The 25,992-nt window shown below is 63.1% G+C and carries 20 protein-coding genes; 15 read left to right on the top strand and 5 right to left on the bottom strand.

Annotated features, from left to right (window positions below):
* The first annotated feature begins 62 nt into the window (after positions 1-62).
* Complete coding sequence (locus U3648_RS14960) at positions 63-1,931, top strand: cation:proton antiporter domain-containing protein (RefSeq protein ID WP_420860039.1); 1,869 nt, start codon at positions 63-65, stop codon at positions 1,929-1,931.
* On the top strand, positions 1,928-3,331 hold the full coding sequence (locus U3648_RS14955) for an MATE family efflux transporter (RefSeq protein WP_420860038.1): 1,404 nt from the start codon (positions 1,928-1,930) through the stop codon (positions 3,329-3,331). Before U3648_RS14960 ends, U3648_RS14955 begins: the two co-directional genes overlap by 4 nt.
* Positions 3,332-3,336: 5 nt before the next feature.
* Here the strand turns inward: U3648_RS14955 and U3648_RS14950 are convergent, their stop codons facing one another.
* Both U3648_RS14950 and U3648_RS14945 read right to left on the bottom strand, forming a co-directional pair.
* Positions 3,337-5,154, bottom strand: a complete 1,818-nt coding sequence (locus U3648_RS14950) for a beta-N-acetylhexosaminidase (RefSeq protein WP_420860037.1) — start codon at positions 5,152-5,154, stop codon at positions 3,337-3,339.
* 24 nt (positions 5,155-5,178) lie between these two features.
* Positions 5,179-5,943 (bottom strand): GntR family transcriptional regulator, encoded by a 765-nt coding sequence (locus U3648_RS14945; RefSeq protein WP_420860036.1) that lies wholly within the window; start codon positions 5,941-5,943, stop codon positions 5,179-5,181.
* 222 nt (positions 5,944-6,165) lie between these two features.
* On the opposite strand from U3648_RS14945, the gene U3648_RS14940 reads away from it, so the two are divergent.
* The 10 genes from U3648_RS14940 to U3648_RS14895 all read left to right on the top strand — a co-directional run bounded on the left by U3648_RS14940 (position 6,166) and on the right by U3648_RS14895 (position 16,304).
* Complete coding sequence (locus tag U3648_RS14940; protein WP_420860035.1) at positions 6,166-7,083, top strand: carbohydrate ABC transporter permease; 918 nt, start codon at positions 6,166-6,168, stop codon at positions 7,081-7,083.
* A gap of 1 nt (position 7,084) precedes the next feature.
* Positions 7,085-7,930, top strand: coding sequence for a carbohydrate ABC transporter permease (locus U3648_RS14935; RefSeq protein ID WP_420860034.1), 846 nt, complete (start codon positions 7,085-7,087; stop codon positions 7,928-7,930).
* Positions 7,931-7,965: 35 nt separating this feature from the next.
* The gene (locus U3648_RS14930; RefSeq protein WP_420860033.1) at positions 7,966-9,177 is read left to right on the top strand and encodes an ABC transporter substrate-binding protein; all 1,212 of its coding nucleotides are present in this window, start codon (positions 7,966-7,968) and stop codon (positions 9,175-9,177) included.
* A gap of 77 nt (positions 9,178-9,254) precedes the next feature.
* Positions 9,255-10,352 (top strand): ABC transporter ATP-binding protein, encoded by a 1,098-nt coding sequence (locus tag U3648_RS14925; RefSeq protein ID WP_420860032.1) that lies wholly within the window; start codon positions 9,255-9,257, stop codon positions 10,350-10,352.
* Positions 10,353-10,364: 12 nt separating this feature from the next.
* On the top strand, positions 10,365-11,513 hold the full coding sequence (locus U3648_RS14920) for a Gfo/Idh/MocA family protein (protein ID WP_420860031.1): 1,149 nt from the start codon (positions 10,365-10,367) through the stop codon (positions 11,511-11,513).
* Positions 11,510-12,520: an SIS domain-containing protein gene (locus tag U3648_RS14915; protein WP_420860030.1), complete on the top strand. Its 1,011-nt coding sequence runs from the start codon at positions 11,510-11,512 to the stop codon at positions 12,518-12,520. The genes U3648_RS14920 and U3648_RS14915 overlap by 4 nt, the downstream gene beginning before the upstream one ends.
* Positions 12,517-13,590, top strand: coding sequence for an SIS domain-containing protein (locus tag U3648_RS14910; RefSeq protein WP_420860029.1), 1,074 nt, complete (start codon positions 12,517-12,519; stop codon positions 13,588-13,590). Before U3648_RS14915 ends, U3648_RS14910 begins: the two co-directional genes overlap by 4 nt.
* Positions 13,587-14,510 carry an ROK family protein gene (locus U3648_RS14905; protein WP_420860028.1) on the top strand — a complete coding sequence of 308 codons (924 nt, stop codon included), beginning with the start codon at positions 13,587-13,589 and terminating at the stop codon, positions 14,508-14,510. The genes U3648_RS14910 and U3648_RS14905 overlap by 4 nt, the downstream gene beginning before the upstream one ends.
* Positions 14,503-15,615: an N-acetylglucosamine-6-phosphate deacetylase gene (locus U3648_RS14900; protein WP_420860027.1), complete on the top strand. Its 1,113-nt coding sequence runs from the start codon at positions 14,503-14,505 to the stop codon at positions 15,613-15,615. The genes U3648_RS14905 and U3648_RS14900 overlap by 8 nt, the downstream gene beginning before the upstream one ends.
* A gap of 2 nt (positions 15,616-15,617) precedes the next feature.
* Positions 15,618-16,304 carry a copper homeostasis protein CutC gene (locus U3648_RS14895; RefSeq protein WP_420860026.1) on the top strand — a complete coding sequence of 229 codons (687 nt, stop codon included), beginning with the start codon at positions 15,618-15,620 and terminating at the stop codon, positions 16,302-16,304.
* A 49-nt stretch (positions 16,305-16,353) separates the two neighbouring features.
* Here U3648_RS14895 and U3648_RS14890 read toward each other — a convergent pair whose 3' ends face one another.
* Both U3648_RS14890 and U3648_RS14885 read right to left on the bottom strand, forming a co-directional pair.
* A complete protein-coding gene (locus U3648_RS14890; protein WP_420860025.1) occupies positions 16,354-19,803 on the bottom strand; it encodes a pyruvate carboxylase in 3,450 nt (1,149 codons plus the stop codon).
* A 234-nt stretch (positions 19,804-20,037) separates the two neighbouring features.
* Complete coding sequence (locus U3648_RS14885; RefSeq protein WP_420860024.1) at positions 20,038-21,540, bottom strand: MDR family MFS transporter; 1,503 nt, start codon at positions 21,538-21,540, stop codon at positions 20,038-20,040.
* Positions 21,541-21,685: 145 nt separating this feature from the next.
* Here U3648_RS14885 and U3648_RS14880 point away from each other — a divergent pair, with 145 nt between their 5' ends.
* Both U3648_RS14880 and U3648_RS14875 read left to right on the top strand, forming a co-directional pair.
* Positions 21,686-24,463 carry an ATP-dependent helicase gene (locus U3648_RS14880; protein WP_420860023.1) on the top strand — a complete coding sequence of 926 codons (2,778 nt, stop codon included), beginning with the start codon at positions 21,686-21,688 and terminating at the stop codon, positions 24,461-24,463.
* A gap of 9 nt (positions 24,464-24,472) precedes the next feature.
* Positions 24,473-24,766, top strand: a complete 294-nt coding sequence (locus U3648_RS14875) for a hypothetical protein (protein WP_420860022.1) — start codon at positions 24,473-24,475, stop codon at positions 24,764-24,766.
* A 1-nt stretch (position 24,767) separates the two neighbouring features.
* Here the strand turns inward: U3648_RS14875 and U3648_RS14870 are convergent, their stop codons facing one another.
* The gene (locus U3648_RS14870) at positions 24,768-25,367 is read right to left on the bottom strand and encodes a LysE family translocator (protein ID WP_420860021.1); all 600 of its coding nucleotides are present in this window, start codon (positions 25,365-25,367) and stop codon (positions 24,768-24,770) included.
* 72 nt (positions 25,368-25,439) lie between these two features.
* On the opposite strand from U3648_RS14870, the gene U3648_RS14865 reads away from it, so the two are divergent.
* Positions 25,440-25,892 (top strand): Lrp/AsnC family transcriptional regulator, encoded by a 453-nt coding sequence (locus U3648_RS14865; RefSeq protein ID WP_420860051.1) that lies wholly within the window; start codon positions 25,440-25,442, stop codon positions 25,890-25,892.
* Positions 25,893-25,992: the final 100 nt, after the last annotated feature.

The following is a 25,992-nucleotide window of genomic DNA, read 5'->3' as shown; positions in this document are numbered from 1 at the left end:
GGGCTTGCGCCCACACTGCGCGTCAGTGCTAGGGTCGTCGAACACATAAATGGGGGCATCCGGTGACTGATTTTCTGCTTCTGGCATTCATTTTCCTGATCGCTGGCGTCTGTTCGGTGCCGATTGCCACTCGTTTGGGACTGGGGTCGGTATTGGGCTATCTGATTGCCGGGATTGTGATCAGCCCGATCCTTGCCTTGCTTCACGTCGATGTCGTGTCGCTTCAGCATTTCGCGGAATTCGGCGTTGTGATGATGCTTTTCCTTGTGGGGCTGGAACTGGAGCCCAAGCTGCTGTGGTCCATGCGGGCGCGGCTCTTGGGGCTTGGTGGCGGGCAGGTTGTGCTGACCGCGCTTGCGGTTACGGCGGTTGCGATGCTGCTGGGGCAAGGCTGGACCGTGGCCCTGACAATCGGGCTTGTGCTGGCCCTGTCGTCCACCGCGATCGTCCTTCAGACGCTGGGCGAAAAGGGGCTGATGAAAAGCGACGGCGGCCAGTCCAGTTTCTCGGTTCTGCTGTTTCAGGATATCGCGGTTATCCCGATGCTGGCGCTGATCCCGCTGCTCGCCATGCCCGACCTGGTCGAAGCCCTGTCCCATGCCGCCCATGGCGAAGATGGTGACCACGGCACGACCCTCAGCCTTGTGGACGGCTTGCCCGGCTGGGTTGTCGCCCTTGTCACATTGGGCGCCATCGCGGCGGTGGTAGGCATCGGGTCGTTCCTGACCGGCCCGATCTTTCGGTTCATCGCCGCCGCCAATCTGCGAGAGCTGTTCGTCGCAACCGCCCTGATGATCGTGATCGGGATCGCCCTGTTGATGTCGCTGGTGGGCCTGTCGCCTGCGCTGGGAACATTCCTTGCCGGGGTGGTCCTTGCCAACAGCGAATACCGGCACGAGTTGGAAAGTGACATTGACCCCCTGAAGGGGCTGCTTTTGGGGTTGTTCTTCATGACAGTCGGTGCGGGGATCAACTTTGCCCTGTTGTTCGACAATTTCGGCCGCATCCTTGCGCTGACGCTCGGGCTGATGGTCCTCAAGTCGGTTGTTCTGCTGGTCCTCGCGGTGATCTTCAAGATCAAGGGCGCCGACAGGTATCTGTTCGCGCTTGGCCTCGCGCAGGCGGGGGAGTTCGGGTTTGTGCTTTTGTCCTTCACGGTGGCCAACGCGGTCTTGCCCGCGGCCATCGCGGATCAATTGTTGCTTGTCGTGGCGCTGTCCATGCTTCTGACCCCGGCGCTGTTTATCCTGTATGACAAGGTGATCGCCCCCCGGTTCGGGGCCGACGAAGCGCGCGACATGGATCAGATCGAAGAGACCGGAAACATCATCATCGCCGGGCATGGTCGCGTTGGCGGGATCGTCGCGCGAATGCTTCGGGGAGCAGGGCTGAAACCGACGGTCATTGATTTCAGCTCGAGACAACTGGAGATGCTGAAGGCGTTCAGCGTGCAGGCCTATTATGGCGACGCGACCCGGATAGACCTGTTGCATGCAGCCGGGATTCAGGACGCGAAGCTTCTGGTTATCGCAATCGACGGCAAGGATCAGATCACGGAACTGGTCAAACATGTCCGTCAGCACCATCCGGACGTTCACATCATCGCCCGGGCCGTGGACCGTCCCCATGTCTATGATCTTTGGGCTGCTGGCTGTCGCGACATCATCCGCGAAACCTATGACAGCTCGTTGCGGATGGGGCGTTCCGCTGTCGAGGCCTTGGGCTACAGCCGCGAGCAGGCGGATAAGGTTGCCGAGGCTTTTGCCGAATTTGATCGCGGCGCCATGTTGCTGGCTGCCGAACACCATGACCCAACGATCCCGATGCATCAAAATCAGGCCATTCTGGATCGCTACAACGCGGAACGCGGCAGCATGGAAGCGGACCTATTCGCACGTATGAGCGCCATTCTCGAAAAGAAACAGGCGTGAGCGGGGAGCAGGCCCGGTTCCTGACCGGAAACTTGACCGGTCATATCGTGTCGATGTCCCTGACCGCCGCGGTGGGGCTGCTGGCGCTGTTCGTCGTGGACCTTGTGGACATGGTGTTCATCTCGATGCTGGGGGTGGCGGAACTTGCCGCCGCTGTCGGTTTTGCCGGATCGATCCTGTTCATGACCACCTCGGTCAGTATCGGGTTTTCAATTGCCGCCGGTGCCCTGGTCGCCCGCGCGCTAGGCGCAGGCCAACCGGACCGCGCCCGCGAAGTCCTGACCCATGTGCTGGTCTTGGGATTCATCTTTGCGGTCGGGTTTGCGGCGGTTATTTATGCGAACCTGCGCGGGCTGACGGCATTGGTCGGCGCAACCGGGCCGACGCAGACGTTGTCTGTGTCTTATCTGCGTATTCTGATCCCGACCATGCCGGTCCTGATGATCGGGATGATCGCCTCTGCCGCCTTGCGCAGCCACGGGGCGGCGAACCTGTCGATGATGGTGACCATCATCGGCGGGGTGGTGAACGCGGTGCTCGACCCGATCCTGATCTTCGGTCTCGACATGGGGCTGGAGGGCGCGGCATGGGCCTCGGTCGCGGCGCGGGTCTCTATCGCGGGGTCGGCACTGTGGTTCATCATTCGCCGTTATGGCGGGCTTGCCGGGCGGTCGCCCGCTGCCGTGTTGAAGGATACCCGCACTATCGCCGCGCTTGCGGTTCCGGCGATGCTGGCCAACATCGCCACCCCGGTGGGCAGCGCCTATGTCACCCGCGCCGCGGCCACCTTTGGCGAAGATGCAGTGGCCGGAATGGCCGTTGTCGGGCGCCTGACACCCATCGCCTTTGCGCTGATCTTTGCCATGTCCGGCGCGATCGGCCCGATCATCGGGCAGAACTTCGGCGCCGGGCAGCATGACCGGGTCAAAGAGGCATTCCGGCGCGCGATTGGCCTTTGCCTGGCCTATGTGGCGCCTGTGGTGGCGCTTTTGTTCCTGTTGCGCGCACCCATCGCCGACCTGTTCAACGCAACCGGGCAGGCGCGTGATCTGATCTATCTGTTCTGCGGCCCGCTTTCGCTGGCCTGGGTGTTCAACGGGATCATCTTCATTGCCAATGCGTCCTACAACAACCTTGGCCACCCATTCTATTCAACCTGGATCAATTGGGGTCGCAACACGCTGGGTGTGGTTCCCTTCGTCGCCGTTGCCGCGTCATTCTGGGGCGCGCAGGGGGTATTGATCGGCCAGATGGCGGGCGGGGCATTGGTGGCGCTGGTCGCGCTGTGGCTTGCCAAGCGTGTGATGGACCGTGCCGAAAGCGGTCCGGCGGGTGATCTGGATCGCCCCGCGTTCCAAAGCCATCGGCGGGCCTTTACAATGTTGCATCACCGTCGATAGGCCGCTTATCGCGCGTCCGCCGCCGCCCAGCCCGCAGAAGTCCATATCGCGTCGTAGCAGGCGGCAAGTCCCGAAAGGGTGGCCCCGTCCGCCGTTCCGCGCGCCTGCCACCCCATGGTGGCGACCCCAAGGATGCGGGGGGCGACCATCGGTTCCATCTCGGCGTCGCGTGTCGTGAATTCGGACCAGAAGGTGCCTTGAATGCCGATGATGTTCTCCTCCAGCCCCGGTTCGTCGTCCGGCACCGGATCCCATGCGATGGTGTCTTCCAGTCCGATGATCGCGGCCCAGCTGGCACCCCAGTCTTCGGGGTCGGCGGTATGGGCCATATCAAGGTAGTGGTGCTGGCCCGGTGTCATGACGACCTTGTATCCCTCCCGCGCGGCCTCGATCCCCGGGCCCTGACTGGTCCAGCTGAACAGGATCGCGCTGTTACCGATGCCCTGCTTGCCGCGCGCGGCCTCTTCCCAGGCGGCAGGGATCTTGCCCATGTCGACAAGCCGGCGGGCCAGTCGGTTCATGGTCCAGCCCTGAAGATCGTCGGTGGACGACAGCCCCTCTGCCTCCATCAGTTTGCGGGCAGCGGGCGATCCGCCCCATGTCCCGTGGGGAAGCTCATCGCACCCCAGATGCATCACCGGGAAAGGGAAGATCCTTGCGACCTCGTCGGTCATCGCCTCCCATACCCGCCAGCTTTCAGCCAATGCGGGGTTCATGACATTGGCGGCGTAGCCCTGAACCGACACCTCGGCCCCGTTTTCCTGCGCGTCGCGCGTCGCGGGAAAGACCCGCGTCAGCGCTAGGGCGTGGGCGGGAACCTCGATCTCGGGCATGACCTCGATACTCAGGGCGCGAGCATGGGCGATGACACGGTCTGCGTCGGCGCGGGAATAGCTGCCGCCGGACCGTATGCCGCCGCCAAACACGCCGGGGATCACTTCGCCCTCGCCCCGGACATGGGTGGCGGCAAGTTCCGGCAGGCTGTCCAGTTCCAGCCGGAATGCTTCGTCATCGGCAAAATGCCAGTGGAAGCGGTTCAGCTTCAGCAGGGCCATCAGGTCCAGCAACCGCTGGATTGTGTCGACGCCGTAGAAATGCCGCGCGCAATCAAGGTGCTGACCCCGCCATTCAAAACGGGGACTGTCCGTGATGGTGCCGCAGGGCAATTGCCCGCCATGGGTCTGGATCAGGGTCAGGATGGTGATTGCACCATAGAAGGCCCCGGCGCGGTCGGCGTGCCGCAGGGTGATCCCGTCCGGACTTATGGTCAGGTCGTAGGACTCCGGCGGCATGGTCGGCACGTGTTCAAGCCGAAGCGGCACGCCATCGGGCCGGGCGAAGGGGCCCAGCCCGCAGCGAAGGGCAAGCGCGTCGACGGTCAGGATCGGTTCAGCGTCACAGGCCACCCCGGCACAGGACAGGGTGCCCCCGGCCAGCTGCGCGCTGGCAGGTTGCGGGCAGATCCGCAGGTCAGGCAGGGTGCCGCCCCAGGGCTTGCCGGATGGTTGGACCCCGACTGGAAGGGAGGGCAGAGGCAGTGGCCCCTCCGCCGTTCGCAAATAGGGCCCAAGCGGTAGCCAGGCCCGGTTTGCCGGGGCAAAATCCGGGTTCTCATGCGCGATGGTCAGGCTGTGCGGTTGCCCAGGTGTCAGATCGGGCAGGGCGATTTCGGTATATCCCCCAAGGCTTTGGACCCGCGTGCCCCCGTCGATCACGACCATCGGGGCCATGCAGGAAAAGCAGAAGACCGGGGCGGTCAGCGCCCGGTCGCTGGTGATGGTGCAGCGGATCGCAGCCCCGTCGATACGGGCGTCGAATTTCATGTGATGTCCCCCAAGAGGTTCGGCCTACCCCCCGTCGGGGCGCAGCTCGGCCACAAAATCGTAGATGTCCGGGCGGTAGTAGCCGCGGGTGAATTCAATCGGTCGCCCGCTGGACAGAAACGCGGTCCGGTCGATCTGCAGGATCGCGGTGTTTTCGGGCACCCCAAGCAGTTGGGCGTTCTCGCCGGTGATGTTGATCGCGGTGACCCGCTGGATCGCACGGCTGGGCGCAAGTCCGGTCCGCCGCAATACGGCATAAAGCGATGTTTCCACCGTGTCCGGATCGGGCAGAACGTCGGACGGAAGCGAGGACCGTTCGATCGCCATGGGCGTTCCATCCGCACTGCGCAGGCGGTCGATGCGCGCCACCTGTTGGCTGGGGGACAGGCCAAGGGCCATCATCTCGTCCGGGGCAGGCGGGAACAATCCACGTGCCAGAACCCGGCTGGTCGAGACGCGGCCCCGTGCCTGCATGTTTTCGGTGAACGAGACGAGGCTGGACAGGGACTGTTCCGTTTTGGCGGCGGCCCCCATGACGAAACTGCCCGCACCGCGCCGCTGTTCCACCAGCCCCGCGTCGACCAGTTCGGCGACCGCCTTGCGCACGGTGACCCGGCTGACATCCGCCATGTCGGCAAGGTCACGTTCCGGCGGCAGCTGACGCCCCTTTTCAAGACGGCCATCGGTAATGGTTCGCCCGATATGGCGGGACAGTTGGACGTATCGCGCGCCTTCTCCGGGGCGATACCAGGCGTCCGGGTGAAACAGGTCGGCGTATGAGCTGGGCACGGCGGCGAATCCTTATTGGTATTCTTTTTGTAAGACCAAATGGATGTGTTTCGCTAGATGCAAAATTTTGAAAGAAATCTAATGCATTGTAAACAAGGAAGAAAAAGAGAAATCCGAAGATTTGGTATTATTTTGGTAGCATAAATGTCTTTCCGTGGTAACGTTTTTCAACAGAACGATTCGTGCCCCTTGCAAGGGCGCGGTAGACATCCGGGGGGAACATTGTCCGATCAACGCCAAACTGCGGCGCCTGTCCGGCGCACCTTGCCCGAAGCCTGGTTTGCCTGGCTCCTGGTTGCGCCTGCGGTCATCTTCATCGGGGTGATCGTCGCATGGCCCCTGGCCGAAACTGTCCGCCTGTCGTTCACAGATGCCAAGCTCAATAGCGAAAGCTTTGTCGGTCTTGAAAACTATGCCGATCTTCTTGGAAGTGGGAAATTCTACGACACCGTCGTGCGGACCTTTTACTGGATGTTCCTGTCGGTCGGGCTGAAGCTGGTTCTTGGGCTGATCGGGGCGTCGCTGTTGAACGCCGCCGTTCCGGGGCGGGCGCTGTTCCGGGTGTTGGTCATGCCGCCCTGGGTCATTCCGATTGCGATCGGCTGTTTCGGCTGGCTGTGGCTCTACAATGGGCACTTCGGCCTGATTTCCGGGATGCTGCAACGGTTCGGCCTGTTGGACGGTCCGTTCGAATTCCTCGCTTACAAAACATCAGCTTTCTATTCGGCCATCGTGACGGATGTCTGGATCGGCACGCCCATGGTCACGCTGTTCCTTCTGGCCGCGATGCAAGGGGTCAGCCGCGACCTGTACGAAGCAGCGTGGGTCGATGGGGCAGGGCGCTGGTACCGGTTCCGCCGGATCACCATCCCGCAGATCATGCCGGTGCTAGTCTCCATGGCGCTCCTCTCAGCGATCTGGACCTTCAACAGCTTCGAAATCATCTGGATCCTGACCGAGGGTGGCCCGCGTGGCGCAACCACGACCCTGATCGTGGATACCTACAAGACGGCATTCAGCAATTACAAATTCGGCGAAGGTGCGGCGCGCGCGGTGGTCATCGTGGTCCTGCTAAGCCTCTTCAGCCTGATCTACCTGTTCTTTTTGAACAAGGTGAACCGCAAGTACGGGGTGAAGTAAGATGATGATGGACCGCTATACCCTTTTGCAAAAGATCGGCATCTACATTGCCGTCACGATCTTCCTAGGTTTCATCCTGCTGCCGTTTGTGGAAATGTTCGTGGTGTCCTTGCGGCCGTTGGAGCATCTGTTTTCCTCGCCCTACCGATTCTGGGGCGAGAACTTCAGCTTCGACGCCTATAGCCGGATGTGGGAAACCGTGCCGCTTCTGGGTCGCTATATCTGGAATTCGATCTTTATTGCCGGGATGGTGACCATGATCACGCTGATTTTCGTGATCCCTGCGGCATACGCCTTTGGTCGACTGGATTTTCCGTTCAAGAATGGCACCTTGGGCATCTTTCTGGCGGTGAACATGTTCACCGGTGCCGTGTTGTTGATCCCGCTCTATCGGGTGCTGCGGACGCTGGGCCTGCTGAACACCTACTGGGCGATGATCGTGCCCGGCGTGGCCTTCCTCATCCCGACCGGCATCTGGCTCTTGCGCAGCTATCTGGAAAAGATCCCGCGCGAGTTGGAAGAGGCGGCTTTTGTCGACGGGGCCAGCCGGCTGTATACCCTGCGCCGCGTGGTCCTGCCCTTGGCTGTGCCCGGTCTGATCGTGGTCAGCGTGGCCGTGTTCATCACCGCCTATGCCCAGCAATACCTCTTTGCGATCACCTTTAACCAGGTGCGCGAACTGCAACCCCTGCCGGCCGGACTTGCTGAATTCATCGGCTATCAGGATGTCACCTGGAACGAGATGATGGCGGCCTCGCTCACCGGCGTCCTGCCCGTCATGCTGATCTTCCTCTTTTTGCAGAAATACCTCGTCGCGGGTCTGACCGCGGGCGCGGTGAAAGAATAACAACCCAAGGTCCAACATATAAGGGAGAGACCGAAATGAAGACCGTAAGAACCCTGTCACTTGGCGCCGTGCTTCTTGCCGGGTCGGCCCTGTCGTCCCAGGCGGAAGAGCTGCACTTCATCATGTGCGGCGGCGAAGTCCGCGAGGCCGATCAGGCTGTCGTCGATGCTTTCGTGGCAAGCCATGACGGCGTGACCGTGAACATCGAAGCCGTGCCGTGGGGCACCTGCCAGGACAAGTCGCTGACGCTGGCCGCCGCCGGTGATCCGCCGTCGATTGCCTATATGGGGTCGCGCACCCTGCGTCAGCTGGCCAACAATGACCTGATCGTTCCGGCCCAGATCCCCGCCGAGTGGGAAGAGGCCTATCAGCCCGGTATCCTGAATACCGTGACCATCGAAGGCACCCGCTGGGGCTATCCGCACGCCTTCTCGACCAAGGCGCTGTATATCAACTGCGACCTTGCCGAAGCGGCTGGTGTGGCCTGTGAAGCACCGGCCACCTGGGACGACATGTATGCGATGGCCGAAGCCATCCACAACAACACGGATGCTGCCGGGATCGGCCTTGCGGGCAAGGATTTCGACAACACCATGCACCAGTTCCTGAACTACCTCTATTCCAACGGTGGGGTGGTGATTGATCCGGCGACCGGTGAAAACATGCTCGACAGCCAGCAGACCCGCGAAACGCTCGATTTCTACGGCCGCCTCGCCGCCGTGGCGCAGGACGGGCCGACTGCATGGGAACGTGACCAGCTGAAGGATCTGTTCAATGATGGCCAGATCGGCATGTATGTTCAGGGTCCGTGGGGCCGTGGCCAGCACAACGAAAGCATCAACGCGATCACCGTTCCGGTCCCGCACGGGCCCAGCGGCGACAGCGGCACCATCCTGATCACCGACAGCCTTGTGGTGTTCAAGGGCTCGGGCCACGAAGATCTGGCGCAGGAACTGGCGCAGGCGCTGGCCTCGGGAGAGGCGCAGTATGACCTTGACCAAAGCTGGGGCCTGACCCCGATCTTCCAGTATGAAAAGCTGGGCATCGAAAACCCCTACTACGTGGGCGATGATTTCTGGGGTGTCTACACCGCCGGGATCGCCGCCGGTGGCCCCGAGCCGCTGGTCGAGGATTTCAAATCGCTCCAGTCGGTCTTCACCAACATGGTGCAGGGCATCCTTCTGCAGGATGACACCGTCGACAACCTCGTGACCATCGCGGGCGAGGAACTCGACGACGCGCTCTAAGGCGTTTCTCCCTGGTTTGGGCGGCGGTGCGCCGCCGCCCGGATCATCCCAACAGATTCCAACGACAGGACAGTCCCGTGGCGACACTCGATCTTGAAAACATCAGCAAATCCTTTGGTTCGGCCAAGGTGTTGCACGACATCGACCTTGCGATCCGGGACAAGGAATTCGTGGTCTTCGTCGGCCCGTCGGGCTGTGGCAAATCCACGCTTCTGCGGATCATCGCGGGGCTGGAAGAGGCGACGAACGGCAAGATCGTCATCGGCGGTCAGGACGTCAGCGGCGCCCACCCGGTCGACCGGGGGATTTCCATGGTGTTCCAGTCCTACGCCCTTTATCCGCACCTGTCGGTTTTCGAAAACATCGCGTTTCCGCTTCGGGTCCAGAAGATGGGCGCCGAGGACCTGAAGGCGCGGGTGCATCGCGCCGCCGATATCCTGCAACTGACCGACAAGCTGCAACTCAAGCCCGGTCAACTGTCCGGCGGGCAGCGGCAGCGGGTCGCCATCGGCCGGTCCATCGTGCGTGAACCCAAGGTGTTCCTGTTCGATGAACCACTGTCCAACCTTGACGCCGCCCTGCGCGGCGACATGCGGGTGGAACTGTCCCAGCTTCACCGCGAGTTGAACGCGACCATGGTCTATGTGACCCACGATCAGGTCGAGGCGATGACCATGGCCGACCGGATCGTGGTCCTAAACGGCGGGCGGGTCGAACAATTCGGCACCCCGATGGAGCTGTACCACCACCCGGCGACCAAGTTCGTCGCGGGGTTCATTGGTCAGCCGAACATGAATTTCGTCCCCGGCGTCGTTGCCGGAGTGGACGCGGCGGGTGTGGCCGTCGATCTTGATGCCGGGGGCCGGTTGGTCTTGCCGATCGAGGCGGATGGCGCGGCCAAGGGCGACCGGGTTGAGGTCGGGATGCGCCCGGAAGATATCCGGATCGGAGCCGGACTGAGCCTGAACGTGAAGGTCATCGAACGGCTGGGCGGCGTAACGCTGGCCTATGGCGCGCTGGGCGACGACACACGTTTCTGTGCGGCGCTGGACGGGGTAGCCCCCGCGCGCGAAGGCGAGCCGCTGGCGCTGTCCATCGACCCCGCCGCCTGTCACCTGTTCAACTCCGATGGCCGGGTCATGCGCCGCAAGGCCGCCCCCGCGCTCGTCGCCTGAGGGAAAGACGCGATGAAAGTTGCAACCGCCGGGATCGGTCTGCGGGCCGGTCATGTCCTCTCTGTCCTGAAAGAGACCATGCCCGAGGTGGAGTTCGTGGGCTTTTACGACCCGCAACCGACCCATCTGGAGATGATCGGCGAGGACGTGCCGCGCTTTGGCAGCGTCGAAGAGATGCTGGCGACGACCAAGCCCGATCTTTATTTCGTGGGCTCCCCCAACCGCTTCCATCTGGAGCAGATCCGCGCCGGGTTAGAGGCGGACGTTCCCCATATCTTCACCGAAAAGCCGGTGGTCGTCTCGATCCCGGAAACGATGGAGCTGGCCCGCCTTCTGCACACGCACGGAGGGGCAAGCCGGGTCATGGTCGGGCTGGTCCTGCGCTATTCCCAGCATATGGTGGATTTGCGCGCGGCCCTTGGGGCCGGGGTTCTGGGGCAGATCGCCTCGCTTGAGGCCAATGAACATATCGGCCCCTACCACGGCGCGTTCTTCATGCGCGACTGGCGGCGCAAGGTCGAACATTCGGGCGGTTTCATGCTGGAAAAATGCTGCCACGATCTGGACCTTTACAACATGATCACCGCCTCGCGGCCCGCGCGGGTGGCCAGTTTCGGTGGGCGGCGGTCGTTCCTGCCCGACTACGCCCCCGCTTCAAACGCCGAGGCCGAGATCTTCCACGTCAAGAAATCGGTCTGGGATTCCACTGATGATCCATTCCGGTCGGACGGCGATATCATCGACTTCCAGACCGCGATCCTGTCTTATGAAAGCGGTGCCAGCCTTGCCTTTCACACCAACCTGAACGTGCCGGACGAACACCGCCGGTTCTGCGTGATCGGGGCCAAGGGCATGGCCGAGGGCGATTTCATGCGCGGCTATCTGAAAGTGACGCAGCGGGATGGGACGGTCTATGCCGACCATGATTACACGTCTGGCGACCGCGCCCGTCAGGGTCACCACTATGGTGCGGACCACATGATGGCCGAGGATATCGCCGCCTACCTGCGCGGGCAGACCGGTGCGCTGCCTGTCTCCATCGTGGATGCGCTCGAGGCCGGCGTTGCCGCGCTGGCGCTGGACGAGGCGCGGGTCAAAGGGCAGGTCGTGGACCTGACCGACACCTGGGCCGAATTCGATCAATACGGGCTTCGGGGATGAGCATGGACGCGTCACAACCCGGTCGCCATATGGCCGCAGAGATCGAAGAGGCGGCAGGCGTCTTTGCCCGCGCCGCCGCACTGGACCTTTCCGCGCCGGTCGCGGCGCTGGGTCTGGCGGGCGCACGAGCATTCTATACCATCGCGCGGGGATCGTCGGACGCGGCGGCGAATATCCTGTCCTATGAATTCATGCGCGAATTGGGGGTGCCGGTGACGTCGCTGCCGCCTTCGGTCTTTTCTGTGGGGGCGGGGGTTTCCGTTGACGGCGCTGCCGGACTTATCATTTCGCAATCGGGCGCAAGCGAAGATCTGATCCGCGCGGCGCAGGGCTTGCGGGACCGGGGCGCGACCGTCGCCGCGATCACGAATGTCGCAGGTTCCGGCGTTGAAGGGGCCGCGCAGGTCACTGTTCCGATCAATGCAGGGCCCGAGCATGCTGTCCCTGCGACCAAAACCGTGATCGGATCCGTTGGCGCCGGGCTTGCCTTGTTGGCGGCCATGTCGCCCGACTATGCGGCCCGGCTGGGTGCGAGCGTTGAAACCTTTGAAGATGTTGGCAGCCTGCCCGGCGCCGATCATGACCGGCTGCGCGCCGCCTTGCTGCGGGCGCGTCATGTCTATGTCGTGGGCCGCGATACCGGATTTGGCGCGGCGCATGAGGTCGCCCTGAAAATCAAGGAAACCTGCGCCATCCATGCCGAGGCCTATTCCGCCTCTGAAGTGCTGCATGGGCCGCTGCAACTGGCCACCAACCCGCTGACGGTTCTGGTTCTGGACACAGGTGCGCCCGGGACCGCAGAGAGCATCGAAAACGCCGTCGCAAGGTTCCGCGCGACCGGGTCTGATGTGCATCGGATCGCCCCGACCGTGGCCGGGCTGACACCCGCCGCCGCCGCCGCGGCAATCCTGCGCCATATTTACCCGGTGATCCTTGATACCGCCCTCGCTTTGGGGCACGACCCGGACGCACCCGCCACCCTGTCGAAGGTAACCGTGACCCGATGACCGAACCCACCCTCAGCCGTTGGGCCACTTGGTCCGAAACCCTGTCCCAGCCGGGGATCTGGCGGGACTGGGCCAAGACCTGCGATTTCGCCGGGCACCGGGACTGGGTCGCGGCGCAGGGCGTGGAAGAGGTCTGGTTCTGCGGTGCGGGCACCAGCGCCTTCATTGGCGACATCATCGTTTCGGGGCTGGAGGGGCAACGCGGCAGCCCGCGCCTTCGGTCCGTTCCGACAACCGATTTGGTTGGACGCCCGCAAGCCTATCTGCGCGACCGCCGCCCGCTGGTGGTCAGCTTTGGCCGCTCTGGCAATTCGTCGGAAAGCCTTGGGACGCTGGACGCGCTGGATGCGCTGGCGCCCGACGCGCCCCGGCTGAACATCACCTGCAACGGCGACAGCGCGCTGGCCACGCGCGGCGGCAATGAAACCCGTGTGATCATCCTGCCAGAGGCAACCCACGACAGCGGCTTTGCCATGACCAGCAGCTTTTCGACAATGCTGCTGACCGCGCTTGCGATCTTCGGGGACAGGGCCGTGGTGGACGGCCTGTCCCGTGCCGCTGACCGCTTTGAAGCGATCCTGCCAGCGGTTCAGGCAGGGGTCGGCCCCGCGCCGGGCCGCGCGGTCTTTCTGGGGACTGGCCCGCTGGCCTTTGCCGCGCGCGAGGCCGCATTGAAAGTGATGGAACTGTCTGCGGGCGGCATTCCCTGCCTGTGGGACAGCATCCTGGGGTTCCGGCACGGGCCGAAGTCTTTTGTGACGGACGATACGCGGCTGGTCGCCTTCATCGGGGCGGATGCGCCTGGCGCGGCCTATGAGGCCGATCTGGTGGCCGAACTGCGGGCGCAGTTCCCGCGCGCGACCGTGACGACCATCGGGCCGGGGGGCGATATCGACCTGCCGATGCCCGACGGCCCGGTCTGGGCCGCGCCACTGGCTGTGTTGTTCGCGCAGGTCGCGGGCGTCGTTTGGGCCGATGCGACGGGGATGAACGTGGACGACCCGTTTGCGGGGCAGGGGACGCTGACCCGCGTCGTGTCCGGTGTCACCCTTTATCCGGTGCAGCCATGATCGCGGCGGCGGGGATCGACCTTGGCGGCACCAAGTCCGAGGTGCAGCTGTTCGACGCAAATTGGCGGCTGGTCAACAAACGGCGCGACGCAACGCCGGGGGACTATGACGCACTGGTGGCCATGCTGTCAGAACAGGTTCGCTGGGTTCTGGATCAGGCAGGCGGCCCGGTCCCGGTGGGCGTGGGCGCCGCGGGGCTTGTGGACCCGGACGGGAACGCCTTTACCGCCAACCTGCCCGCCAAGGGGCGCCGTTTGCCCGCCGATATTGCGGCGGCGGCGGGCCATCCGATCACCTATGTCAACGATTGCCGGGCATTGGCCCTGTCCGAGGCCGCCTTTGGGGCGGGGCGCGGCCATGCCACGGTCATGTCCCTGATCCTTGGGACCGGTGTTGGCGGCGGGATTGCCTATGATGGGCAGTTGCGCCCCGGTCCGGTGGGAACCGGCGGAGAGTTCGGGCACACCCCTGCCTCAGCTGCCGTCGTATCCGCCCACGAACTGCCGATTTATCAATGCGGTTGTGGCCGGATGGGCTGTGTCGAGACCTATATCGCCGGGCCGGGTCTGGCCCGCATGGCCCGGGACCTGACTGGGCGCGACTGGACGCCCGAGACACTTGCCGCCGCGCGCAGCAGCGACGCCGAAGCTGGCAGGGTCTGGGACGTGTGGCTGGCGATGACGGGCGATCTGCTCTTGTCGCTCGTCCAGACGGTCGACCCGGACGTGATCGTTCTGGGCGGCGGGTTGAGCCGGGTGCCGAATGTGGCCGAAGACCTTGGTGCGGCCCTGCGTGGTGGCCAGATTGCCGGGTTCGGGGCGCCGCCGATCGTTCTGGCGGAAGGCGGCGATGCAAGCGGGGCACGGGGCGCGGCGCTGGCGGCGCTGAACGCAAGTTGGGAAGGGCCACGGGATGACTGAACGCTGGATCCTGCCCGACCTTTTGTTCGATGGCGACAGCCTGCGGCGCGACATGGCCCTTCGGATCGAAGACGGCCATGTGGCCGAAGTGACCTGTGCCGATGCTGCCGGGCCGTCCGCGGAACGGATCAGCAGGATCGTCGCGCCGGGATATGTCGACCTACAGGTCAACGGGGGCGGCGGCGTCCTTCTGAATGCGACGCCGACGGTCGAGGCGATGGACCAGATCGCCGCCGCCCATCGCGGGCTTGGGACTGTCGGCATTTTGCCGACCGTGATCACCGACCGGGCCGAGGTTCTGTCGCAGGCTGTCGATGCCGCTATCGCTGCCAAGGGGCGCGGCGGTATCCTTGGCCTGCATATCGAAGGCCCGCATATATCCGTGGCGCGGCGCGGCACCCATGCGCTTGCCCATGTGCGCCCGTTTGAAAGGGCGACACTGGTCCATGTCCAGCGGCTTCGGGCCACCGGGGTGCCGGTCATGATCACCGTCGCGCCCGAGGCGGCGACACCAGATCAGATCGCCGAATTGGCAGAGGCGGGCGCGGTCGTGTCCCTTGGCCATTCCGATGCGGACGCAGAGACCACCCGCGCGGCGCTGTACGCCGGGGCAGGGTGCTTTACCCATTTGTTCAACGCCATGTCGCCGATGCTGAACCGGGCGCCCGGCATGGTCGGGGCGGCGATTAATTCGGACGCCTATGCCGGGCTGATCGTCGATGGCATCCATGTGGCGGACGAGATGATCGGGCTGGCAATCCGGGCCCGTCCCGTTGCCGACCGTATGTTCCTTGTCTCGGACGCGATGCCCACCGTTGGCGGCCCGGACTGTTTCGACCTTTACGGCCAGTCGCTGCACCTTGAAGACGGGCGTTTGGTCAACGCCGAGGGCAGCCTTGCCGGGGCGCATCTGACCCAAGCCGAAGGGGTTGCGCGGCTGGTCAATGTGCTGGGTCTGAACCGGCTGGAGGCCCTGCGCATGGCCATCACCGTCCCGGCGCGGTTGATGGGGCTTGAGACCCTCGCAAAGGTAGACGGCAGGGCCGCGAAAGACCTGTTGATCCTTGATGATGACATGGGTTTCCGGGGCTGGCTTGGGGCCTAGGCATGGCATGCCCGCTTGAGATTTGCGTCGACGCACCAGACGATCTTGCCGCCGCCATCGCGGGCGGGGCGGACCGGATCGAGCTGTGCAGCGCGCTGGCGCTGGGAGGGCTGACCCCGACACCGGGGCTGATCCGCGCGGCCCAATCCTGTCCCGTTCCCGTCTATGCCATGATCCGGCCCCGTGGCGGCGACTTCCGGTTTTCACGGGCCGAAGCGCAGCAGATGGAGGCGGAGATTGCAGCGGTTCGCGCGGCGGGTCTTGCCGGGGTCGTGCTGGGGGCGGCGGATCCGGCGGGCGGTCTTGATCTGCCGCTTTTGCGGCGGCTGATGCTGGCGGCGGATGGGCTGGGGACGACCCTGCACCGGGTGGTCGATACATTGCCGGACCCTGTCGCGGCGGTGCGCCCGGTGATGGACCTCGGGTTCGAACGCATCCTGACCTCTGGCGGAGCGGACAAGGCGCCGGCCGGGGCGGGCGTGCTGTCGCGAATGATCGGTCTGGCCGGGTCACGGATCGAGGTGATGGCGGGCAGCGGCGTGGCCGCCGAAAACGTGCCCGCGCTTGCCGCTGCCGGGGTGCGGTCGTTTCACGCCTCTTGTTCCGTTACCGACCCGGATACGGGAACCCGGCGGATCGACGTCGCGGCGCTGCGGGCGCTGCGGGATGCGGTCAACCGGGTCACCTGAACGAAAAACGGGCCCCGTAGGGCCCGATTTCGTGACTGTTCCCGCGGCGCTACTCCAGCTCGACCAGAAGGTCCTTGGCGTCGATCTGGCCACCGGCCTGAACGTGAACCGCCTTGATCACGGCGTCGCGTTCGGCGTGGATGCCAGTTTCCATCTTCATCGCCTCGATGGTCAGCAGCAGGTCGCCCGCCTTGACCGACTTGCCCGCCTGCGCGGCCACCGTCGCAACAACCCCCGGCATCGGCGCGCCGACGTGGTTGGGGTTTCCGGCCTCGGCCTTGGGACGGCTGACATTATTGGCCGCGGCAATCCGGTTCAGAACCCGGACAGCGCGGGGCTGGCCGTTCAGTTCGAAGAAGACCTTCACCTCGCCGTTTTCATCCATGTCACCCACGGCCTGAAGGCGGATCTCGAGGATCTTGCCGGGGTCGATTTCGGCGCTGATTTCTTCACCCGGTTCCATTCCGTAGAAGAAAGTGCGCGTCGGCAGGGTGCGGACCGGGCCGTAAATCCGGTGGCGGCCCATGTAGTCGAGGAAGACCTTGGGATACATGAGGTAGCCGTTCAGGTCTTCGTCATCGACGGGCTTGCCATCCAGCTGTTTGGACAGGTCGGCGCGGGTGGCTTCCAGATCGACGGGGGGCAGGTGTTTGCCGGCCCGGTCGGTCAGGGGCTTTTCGCCTTTCAGAACCTTCTTTTGCAGCGCCTCGGGCCAGCCGCCCGGCGGTTGGCCAAGGTTGCCGCGCAGCATGTCGACGACCGAGTCCGGGAAAGCCACATCGGTGTTCGGGTCTTCCACCTGCGCCCGGGTCAGCCCCTGGCTGACCATCATCAGGGCCATGTCGCCCACGACCTTGGACGAGGGCGTGACCTTTACGATATCGCCGAACATCTGGTTCACATCGGCATAGGTCTGGGCGACCTCGTGCCAGCGTTCTTCCAGCCCCATGGACCGGGCCTGCGCCTTGAGGTTGGTGAACTGCCCGCCGGGCATTTCGTGCAGGTAGACCTCGGACGCGGGGGCCTGAAGGCCGGATTCAAAGGCCGTGTATTGGCCGCGCACCGCTTCCCAATAGTTGGAAATCTCGCGGATGGCGGCGATGTCCAGCCCGGTGTCCCGGTCTGTCCCGCGCATGACCTCGACCACCGATCCAAGCGTCGGCTGCGAGGTGTTGCCGGAAAACGCGTCCATCGCCGCATCGACCACGTCAACGCCCGCGTCCGACGCGGCGAGGATCGTTGCGATCTGCGCACCTGCGGTGTCATGGGTGTGGAAGTGCAGCGGCAGGCCGACCTCCTCTTTCAGGGCGGTGAACAGGGCCTTGGCGGCGGAGGGCTTCATCAGCCCGGCCATGTCCTTGATCCCCAGAACATGAGCGCCCGCGGCTTCCAGTTCCTTGGCCATGCCGATGTAATATTTCAGGTCATACTTGGACCGGTCCGGGTCCAGCATGTCGCCGGTGTAGCAGATCGTGCCTTCGCACAGCTTGCCCGAGGCCACGACCGCATCCATCGCGACGCGCATGTTTTCGACCCAGTTCAGGCTGTCGAAAACGCGGAACACATCCACGCCCGAGGCAGCCGCCTGACGAACGAATTCCTGCACCACGTTGTCGGGATAGTTGGTATATCCAACCCCGTTCGACGCCCGCAGAAGCATCTGGGTCATGATGTTGGGCATATGGGCGCGGATGTCGCGCAGCCGCTGCCACGGACATTCCTGCAGGAAGCGGTAGGCGACATCAAAGGTCGCCCCGCCCCAGCATTCGACCGAGAACAGGCCCGACATTTTCGCCGCATAGGCCGGGGCGGCGTTGATCATGTCGATCGACCGCATCCGGGTTGCCAGAAGCGACTGGTGACCGTCACGCATGGTGGTGTCGGTGATCAGCAGCTGTTTCTGCTCTTTCATCCAGGCCACCACGGCCTCGGGTCCCTTGCTGTCCAGCAGGGTCCGGGTGCCAGCGGGGGCATCCGCCGCCGCGCCGCGTTTGACCGGCGGACGGGCCGGTTTCGCCTCGGCCGCGGGCTTCGGACGTCCAGCGGTTTCCGGATGCCCGTTCACGGTAATATCCGCGATATAGGTCAGGATCTTGGTCGCCCGGTCCCGCCGCTTTTTGAAGTTGAACAGGTCCGGCGTCGTGTCGATGAACTTGGTCGTGTACTGGTTCGACAGGAAGGTCGGGTGCTTTAACAGGTTTTCCACAAAGGCGATGTTGGTGCTGACCCCGCGAATGCGGAATTCGCGTAGCGCCCGGTCCATCCGCGCGATGGCCATTTCCGGTGTCGGCGCATGGGCGGTGACCTTGGTCAGAAGGCTGTCGTAATAGCGGGTGATGACCGCGCCGGAATAGGCGGTGCCGCCGTCAAGCCGGATGCCCGGCCCGGTGGCCGACCGATACATCTGGATGCGGCCATAGTCGGGGATGAAATTGTTGGTCGGGTCTTCGGTCGTCACGCGGGTCTGAAGCGCGTGGCCGTTCAGCGCCACGTCATACTGGCTGGCCACACCGGTCGCTTCGGTCAGGGATTTCCCTTCGGCGATCAGGATCTGGGCACGGACGATGTCGATGCCGGTCACTTCTTCGGTGACGGTGTGTTCCACCTGCACGCGGGGGTTCACCTCGATGAAGTAGAACTCGCCCGTGTCCATATCCATCAGGAATTCGACCGTGCCCGCGCATTCATAGTTCACATGCTGGCAGATCTGCTTGCCCAGGTTGCACAGGTTTTCGCGCTGCGCGGCGGACAGGTAGGGGGCCGGGGCGCGCTCCACGACCTTCTGGTTGCGGCGCTGGACCGAACAGTCGCGCTCCCACAGGTGATAGATGTTGCCCTGTTTGTCGCCAAGGATCTGAACTTCGACGTGGCGGGCGCGGGTGATCATCTTTTCCAGATAACCTTCGCCGTTTCCGAATGCGGCTTCGGCCTCGCGGCGGCCTTCCAGAACCTTCGTTTCCAGCTCCGCCTCGTTTTCGATGGGGCGCATCCCACGACCACCACCACCCCAGGACGCCTTGAGCATGAGGGGATAGCCGATTTCGGCCGCCTCCTTGCGGATCGCGTCCATGTCATCGCCCAGCACTTCGGTCGCCGGGATGACGGGGACGCCAGCGGCGATGGCGACCTTGCGGGCCGATGCCTTGTCGCCCAATTCGCGCATGGTCTTGGCCTTGGGGCCGATGAAGGTGATCCCGGCGGCTTCGCAGGCGTCCACGAAATCCGGGTTCTCTGACAGAAGACCGTACCCGGGGTGGATTGCATCCGCGCCGGACATTTTGGCGACGCGGATGATTTCGTCGATCGACAGGTAGGCGGCAACCGGGCCAAGCCCCTCGCCGATCCGATAGGCTTCATCCGCCTTGAAACGGTGGAGGCCCAGCTTGTCCTCCTCGGCGAAGACGGCGACGGTCTTCTTTCCCATTTCGTTGGCAGCACGCATGATGCGAATGGCGATCTCGCCGCGGTTCGCGATGAGGATCTTCTTGAAATCGGGCATGGGGCCTCTCCCGGTTTTGCAGTTGCAGCAATTGATAGGGAGAAAACCGCGCGGGGTAAACCGTTGGAACGGTCATTTGTTACCGCTAACACGACCAGTTATCGCGAACATGCACCATATGGTGCATTTTCTTTGAAAACAGGCCGATGGCGGGTGGATTTGATCAAATAACGCCAGAATCAGGCTAGGCAAAGCCTCTGGTGGCCTCGGTCCATTTCGCGATTGCAGAAACGGCTACTCCCCACGGGGGACCATCCGGTTGGTCAGCGGGATTTCCTGTAGCCGGACCGCGAAGAACAGGCCGCACACCGTCAGGCCGGCAGCGGTCCAATAGACCGGATGCAGGGCGTTGACGACGGCACCAGCGACAGCTTCGCGCGCCTCGGGGGGAAGGCTGGCAAGGGCGCGGGGCCCCATCTCCAGTCCGCCGCCCATGACCTCTGTTCCCAGTTCGGCAGCCATGCGCGCGGCAAAGATCGCACCGAACAGGGCCACAGCCAAAGACCCGCCGATTTGCCGGAACATCACCCCGGCGGCCGTCGCCGTGCCCAGCTGTTCCCGCGGCACCGCGTTCTGGACCGAGGTTGTCACGACCGGAAAGATGAACCCCATGCCAAAGCCAACCGTGCCAAGGAACAGGCAGAACACCCAGATCGGGGTATCGACTTGCAACTGCGACAGCATCAGCAGGCCAACGGTCAGCGCCGACAATCCGATAATGGTCAGGTAGCGATAGCGCCCGTTCCGCCCCATCGCCCGGCCCGCGAAGGTCGAGGACAGGACGATCCCCACGGTCAGCGGGATCAGCAGCAGCCCGGACAGGGTGGGCGAGGTGCCCTGCGCGATTTGCAGGTAGACCGGCATGAAGGTCACCGCCCCGAACATGGCCGCGCCGGCGATGAAGCCAATCACTGACGTGATGGTGAAGACGTTCATCTTGAACAGGGAGAGCGGCAGGATCGGTTCGACCGCGCGGCGTTCTGCCATGATGAAAAACACCAGCGCCAGAATCGACAGCGCCCCCAGCCCGATGATTTCCGCCGAGTCCCAGGGCAGGGTGGTGCCGCCCAGCGAGGTGAACAGCGTCAGGCTGGCCAGCCCGATCGACAGGGTCGCGGCCCCGGCCCAGTCGATCTTGTGGCTGATCCGGCGGCCCGTGGGCTTGAACCCTGACGCAAAGCCGACGACGGCGATGACCCCAAGTGGGATGTTGATGAAAAAGATCCAATGCCAGCTGAACGCATCCACGAACCAGCCGCCCAACAGCGGCCCGATCACCGAGGAGACGGAAAAAACCGCGGCAAAGACCCCTTGCACCTTGCCCCGCTCGCGCGGGGGGATCACATCGCCGATCACCGACAGGGCCAGCACGAACAGCCCGCCGCCGCCCAGCCCTTGCAGGGCGCGCGACAGAATCAGGAAGGTCATGTCGGTGGCGACGCCACACAGGACCGACCCGAGCAGGAACAGCCCGACCGACACGAAAACCGTGTTCCGCCGCCCGTAAAGATCGCCCAGCTTGCCATAGAGCGGGGCCACGACCGTAGAGGCAAGGATATAGGCGGTGACAACCCAGCTCAGATGCTCCAGCCCGCCAAGGTCGGCAACAATGGTCGGCAGGGCGGTCGAAACGATCGTCTGGTCAAGCGCCGCCAGCAGCAGCAAAAGCGCGATGGAGCCAATGATCAACCGGGTCTTGCCCGCGTCGGGCATCGGGTTGGCGTCGGAATGGGTCATGAGGTCAGTCCTTGAAATCTGAACCAACCGGTTCAGCCATTGCCTGACTATGTGGCGCAGCAGGGGAAAGTCAATTGCTGCGGATGTGTGAACATAGGGCGAACACTTCTTTAACTTGGGTCACGAGTCATCTATCCTGCCGCGCATGAGCAGTTTCGACGAAGATGATGCATTCAACGCCGCCGCCAAAGTGCCGCTAAGCCAGCAGGCGATGATGGGCGCGCGGCCCGCCGCCCCCTATCTGGACGATCTGAACCCCGCGCAGCGCGAGGCGGTCGAGGCGCTGGATGGTCCTGTGCTGATGCTGGCCGGGGCCGGGACGGGCAAGACCAAGGCGCTGACATCCCGCATCGCCCATCTGCTGACCACCGGCCGCGCCCGCCCCAATGAAATCCTGTCGGTGACCTTCACCAACAAGGCCGCCCGCGAAATGAAGGACCGGGTGGGACGACTGCTGGGCGAGGCGGTGGAGGGGATGCCATGGATGGGCACCTTCCACTCGATTTGTGTGAAACTGCTGCGCCGTCATGCCGAACTGGTTAACTTGGAGCCGTACCTCGGTCGAAGGTTACCCTCTAGCAATCCAATCGAATTTTCTAGTTCCGAGCCCAAGCCGCATTCCAATGAAAACCTTCGGGATCTTGGTTTCACCGAACACGGGGATGTGATTGGGAATTATTTTGGTGGGGCCGCACAATCTTCTTTTTCAGACGGCGCAGGGCTTCCGCATCTGAAATCCAATTTCACCATCCTCGATACCGACGACCAGATCCGGCTCCTCAAGCAGTTGATCGCGGCCGCCAATATCGACGACAAACGCTGGCCCGCGCGGATGCTGGCCGGGATCATCGACCAGTGGAAGAACCGGGCGTGGACGCCGGAAAACGTTCCCACGAAAGAGGCCGGGGCGTTCGACGGCAAGGGCATCGCACTTTACGCACAATATCAGCGCCGCCTGCTGGAACTGAACGCGGTCGATTTCGGCGACCTCTTGCTGCACGTCGTCACCATTTTCCAGAAACACGAAGACATTCTGGCCCAGTATCAACGCTGGTTCCGCTACATCCTTGTGGACGAATATCAGGATACCAACGTGGCCCAATACCTGTGGCTGCGGCTCTTGGCAGGCGGGCACAAGAACATCTGCTGCGTCGGCGACGATGACCAGTCCATCTATGGCTGGCGTGGTGCGGAAGTGGGCAATATCCTGCGGTTTGAAAAGGATTTTCCCGGCGCCAAAGTCGTCCGGCTGGAACAGAACTACCGCTCGACCGGGCATATCCTTGCCGCCGCGGGTGGGGTGATCGCCGCCAACAAGGGCCGCTTGGGCAAGACCCTTTATACCGAAGCCGGGGATGGCGAAAAGGTCCGCCTGATCGGTCATTGGGATGGCGAGGAAGAGGCCCGCTGGATCGGCGAAGAGATCGAGGCGATGCATGGCGGTACACACCATCTTGCCCGTGATCGACTGAACCTCAAGTCAATTGGGTTGCATGATGAGTTGAAAAAGTCTTTCGGCTCCGACTTGAGGAGGTGGACACGTTTAGAATTCGTCAAGTGGGCATTCGAGACGAAGCGGGCGTATTCTGACCCACGAGTTCGAAAGCTGGTAACGAATTTGCTGGAAAAGGATTCGAACTCGGAAAGATTGTTCGGTTCTGTGTTAGAAAGCCCGCTGGATAGCTATTCTTTGAACGAAATTGCAATTCTCGTCCGGGCCTCGCATCAGATGCGGGCGTTCGAGGACCGGTTCCTCACCATCGGCTTGCCCTACAAGGTCATCGGCGGCCCGCGCTTCTACGAACGGCTCGAGATACGCGATGCCATGGCCTATTTCCGGCTGGTGGTCAGTCAGGACGACGATCTGGCGTTCGAGCGGATCGTGAACACCCCCAAGCGCGGCCTTGGCGACAAGGCGGTGCAGACGATCCAGCGGGCAGCCCGGTCAAACGGCGTGAACCTTGTGGAAGGCGCGCGGCTCTGCGTGCAGGGTGGGTTGATCAAAGGCAAGGGGGCGGCGGCGTTGGGCGAGCTGGTCACGAACCTTGACCGCTGGCACGGGCAGCTTCTGGCCGAACAGGATACCCATGTCGAATTGGCCGAGATGATCCTGGATGAATCCGGCTATACGGGGATGTGGCAGAACGATAAGACGCCTGAAGCGCCGGGGCGACTGGAGAACTTGAAGGAACTCGTCAAAGCCCTTGAAAACTTTGACACTTTGCAGGGGTTTCTGGAGCATGTCGCGCTGATCATGGACAATGACAGCGACGATGCCGAGGAGAAGGTCAGCATCATGACCCTGCACGCCGCCAAGGGGCTGGAATTTCCGGCCATCTTCCTGCCGGGCTGGGAAGACGGGCTGTTCCCGTCGCAGCGCAGCATGGATGAAAGCGGTCTCAAGGGGCTCGAGGAAGAGCGGCGGCTGGCCTATGTCGGCATCACCCGCGCCGAGGAGATCTGCACGATTTCCTTTGCCGCCAACCGGCGGGTCTATGGCCAGTGGCAATCGCAATTGCCGAGCCGGTTCATCGACGAACTGCCCGAGGAGCATGTGGAGGTTCTGACCCCGCCGGGCCTGTATGGCGGCGGCTTCGGGGCGGCGGCGCCCACCGCCTCGATCAACGATCGGGTGGCCAGCGCGGATGTCTACAATTCCCCCGGCTGGCGGCGGATGCAGGGCCGCATGGGCGCCCCGCGCGGCATGTCCACCCCGTCTGAGGCGCGACATATGACCATCGACCTTGACGCGGTATCGTCCTTTACCGTGGGCGACCGGGTGTTCCACCAGAAATTCGGCTATGGCGAGGTGATGGATATCGAGGGCGACAAGCTGGATATCGAGTTTGACCGGGCGGGGACAAAGAAGGTCGTTGCGAAATTCGTCGTGGGCGCCGCGCAGGCGGACGACGTGCCGTTTTAGGGGGATTTTATGCCCGACATTGTCTCAGATTTGTTGACTGTTTTTGGTCTTAGTTTGACGCTTGTGGGTGCCTACGTCGCTGCTCGCGGCATGATCGTTGATAATGCTGAAGCCATCCAAAGGGGTGTGACACGCCTTGCCGGTGAAACTGACGAGGAAAACCTAAGGCTGAAGCCGGTTCAGGACATCTTGTCCGGCTCTAGCAATGCAAGGTTGGGACTTTATCTAGTTGCGGTTGGAACTTTGTTTCAGATAATTCCGGTGTCCTACCGATTGGTGTCAACATTTCTCGCAGCCAGTTAGGCTAGTGCCAGAACACCGGCACGACCGACGCGACCAGCAGTGCGGCCATGGTCCAGTTAAAGGCCCGCAGCCGTGCGGGCGAGGTCAGGAACCGCCGCATCTGTTGCCCCAGCACCGTCCAGAAGGTGATGGAGGGCAGGTTGGTGCAGGCAAAGACACCGGCCACGATCAGCACCTGAAGAAAACTTTGGTCGGCGGTATAGGCCGTCAGCGCGGTCAGCGCCATGAACCAGCCCTTGGGGTTGACCCATTGGAAGCCCGCCGCCTGCAGGAACGTGAAAGGGCGGCCCTCGGCCTGCGGTGCTTCGGGGGTTTTCGGCGCTGCGTTAGCGATCTTCCATGACAGCCACAGAAGATAGGCGACGGCGACATAGGTCATCACGTCCTGGATGCGGGGGTAGGCGCGAAATACCTCCATCAGGCCCGCGCCCAGAACCACGATCATGAAGGAATGACCAAGGCTGACCCCGGCCATATGCGGCACAGTCCGGCGCAGGCCGAAATTCGCCCCCGAGGCCAAAAGCATCATGTTGTTCGGCCCCGGTGTGATCGAGGATACGAAAGCAAAGCCGACAAGGGCGAGGAGGAGTTCGATCGTCATTTGCGCATATTGCGCGGAAATCGGCGCAATGTAATTGTCGAATTGTGCGGAATCGCAGGAAGGTTGCAATTTATCGTGTCGGAAGATCGGATCAACCAGCATATATTGCGTATCCTGTCGCGGGACGGGCGAATATCGAATCTGGATCTGGCCGATCGTGTCGGCCTGTCCCCCTCGGCCTGTCTGCGCCGGGTTCAGGATCTGGAAAAGCGCGGCGTGATAAAAGGTTACCGGGCAAAGCTCGACCCGGTGCAGACCGGGCGCGGCTTTGTCGTCTATGTGGCGGTTGGCCTGTCCGAGCACACGAAGGAAGCGCAGGAAGGGTTCGAGGCGGCAATGCGCGCCACGCCAGAAGTCGCGGAATGCCACAACGTTGCCGGGGCGTTTGAATATCTGCTGCGGGTCGAAACGGCGGATTTGCCCGCCTACAAAGCGTTTCACACGGACCGGCTTGGGACCGTGGCCCATGTCCGGTCGATCACCAGCTACATGGTCATGGGCACCCCCAAGGACGACCGGGGCTAGGCAAAATGGGGTGGGGTGCCTTGCAGCCCCCGACACGCACCACTAAGACTCTCTCAAGACAATTCCGGATAAGACCTTTTGGTCCCTGTCAGAGAGGCAA

It is taken from the genome of Marivivens marinus, assembly GCF_035969385.1.
Taxonomy (GTDB): domain Bacteria; phylum Pseudomonadota; class Alphaproteobacteria; order Rhodobacterales; family Rhodobacteraceae; genus SELP01.
The sequence above is the reverse complement of the archived record's forward strand: the minus strand, read 5'-3'. Positions and strand labels throughout refer to the sequence as shown.

Bases quoted from the DNA above. Each gene is read 5' to 3' on its own strand.
- U3648_RS14950 (WP_420860037.1), bottom strand. From the start codon at position 5,154: ATGAAATTCGACGCCCGTATCGACGGGGCTGCGATCCGCTGCACCATC.
- U3648_RS14935 (WP_420860034.1), top strand. From the start codon at position 7,085: ATGATGATGGACCGCTATACCCTTTTGCAAAAGATCGGCATCTACATT.
- U3648_RS14930 (WP_420860033.1), top strand. From the start codon at position 7,966: ATGAAGACCGTAAGAACCCTGTCACTTGGCGCCGTGCTTCTTGCCGGG.
- U3648_RS14920 (WP_420860031.1), top strand. From the start codon at position 10,365: ATGAAAGTTGCAACCGCCGGGATCGGTCTGCGGGCCGGTCATGTCCTC.
- U3648_RS14915 (WP_420860030.1), top strand. From the start codon at position 11,510: ATGAGCATGGACGCGTCACAACCCGGTCGCCATATGGCCGCAGAGATC.
- U3648_RS14910 (WP_420860029.1), top strand. From the start codon at position 12,517: ATGACCGAACCCACCCTCAGCCGTTGGGCCACTTGGTCCGAAACCCTG.
- U3648_RS14905 (WP_420860028.1), top strand. From the start codon at position 13,587: ATGATCGCGGCGGCGGGGATCGACCTTGGCGGCACCAAGTCCGAGGTG.
- U3648_RS14900 (WP_420860027.1), top strand. From the start codon at position 14,503: ATGACTGAACGCTGGATCCTGCCCGACCTTTTGTTCGATGGCGACAGC.
- U3648_RS14895 (WP_420860026.1), top strand. From the start codon at position 15,618: ATGGCATGCCCGCTTGAGATTTGCGTCGACGCACCAGACGATCTTGCC.
- U3648_RS14890 (WP_420860025.1), bottom strand. From the start codon at position 19,803: ATGCCCGATTTCAAGAAGATCCTCATCGCGAACCGCGGCGAGATCGCC.
- U3648_RS14885 (WP_420860024.1), bottom strand. From the start codon at position 21,540: ATGACCCATTCCGACGCCAACCCGATGCCCGACGCGGGCAAGACCCGG.
- U3648_RS14880 (WP_420860023.1), top strand. From the start codon at position 21,686: ATGAGCAGTTTCGACGAAGATGATGCATTCAACGCCGCCGCCAAAGTG.
- U3648_RS14875 (WP_420860022.1), top strand. From the start codon at position 24,473: ATGCCCGACATTGTCTCAGATTTGTTGACTGTTTTTGGTCTTAGTTTG.
- U3648_RS14870 (WP_420860021.1), bottom strand. From the start codon at position 25,367: ATGACGATCGAACTCCTCCTCGCCCTTGTCGGCTTTGCTTTCGTATCC.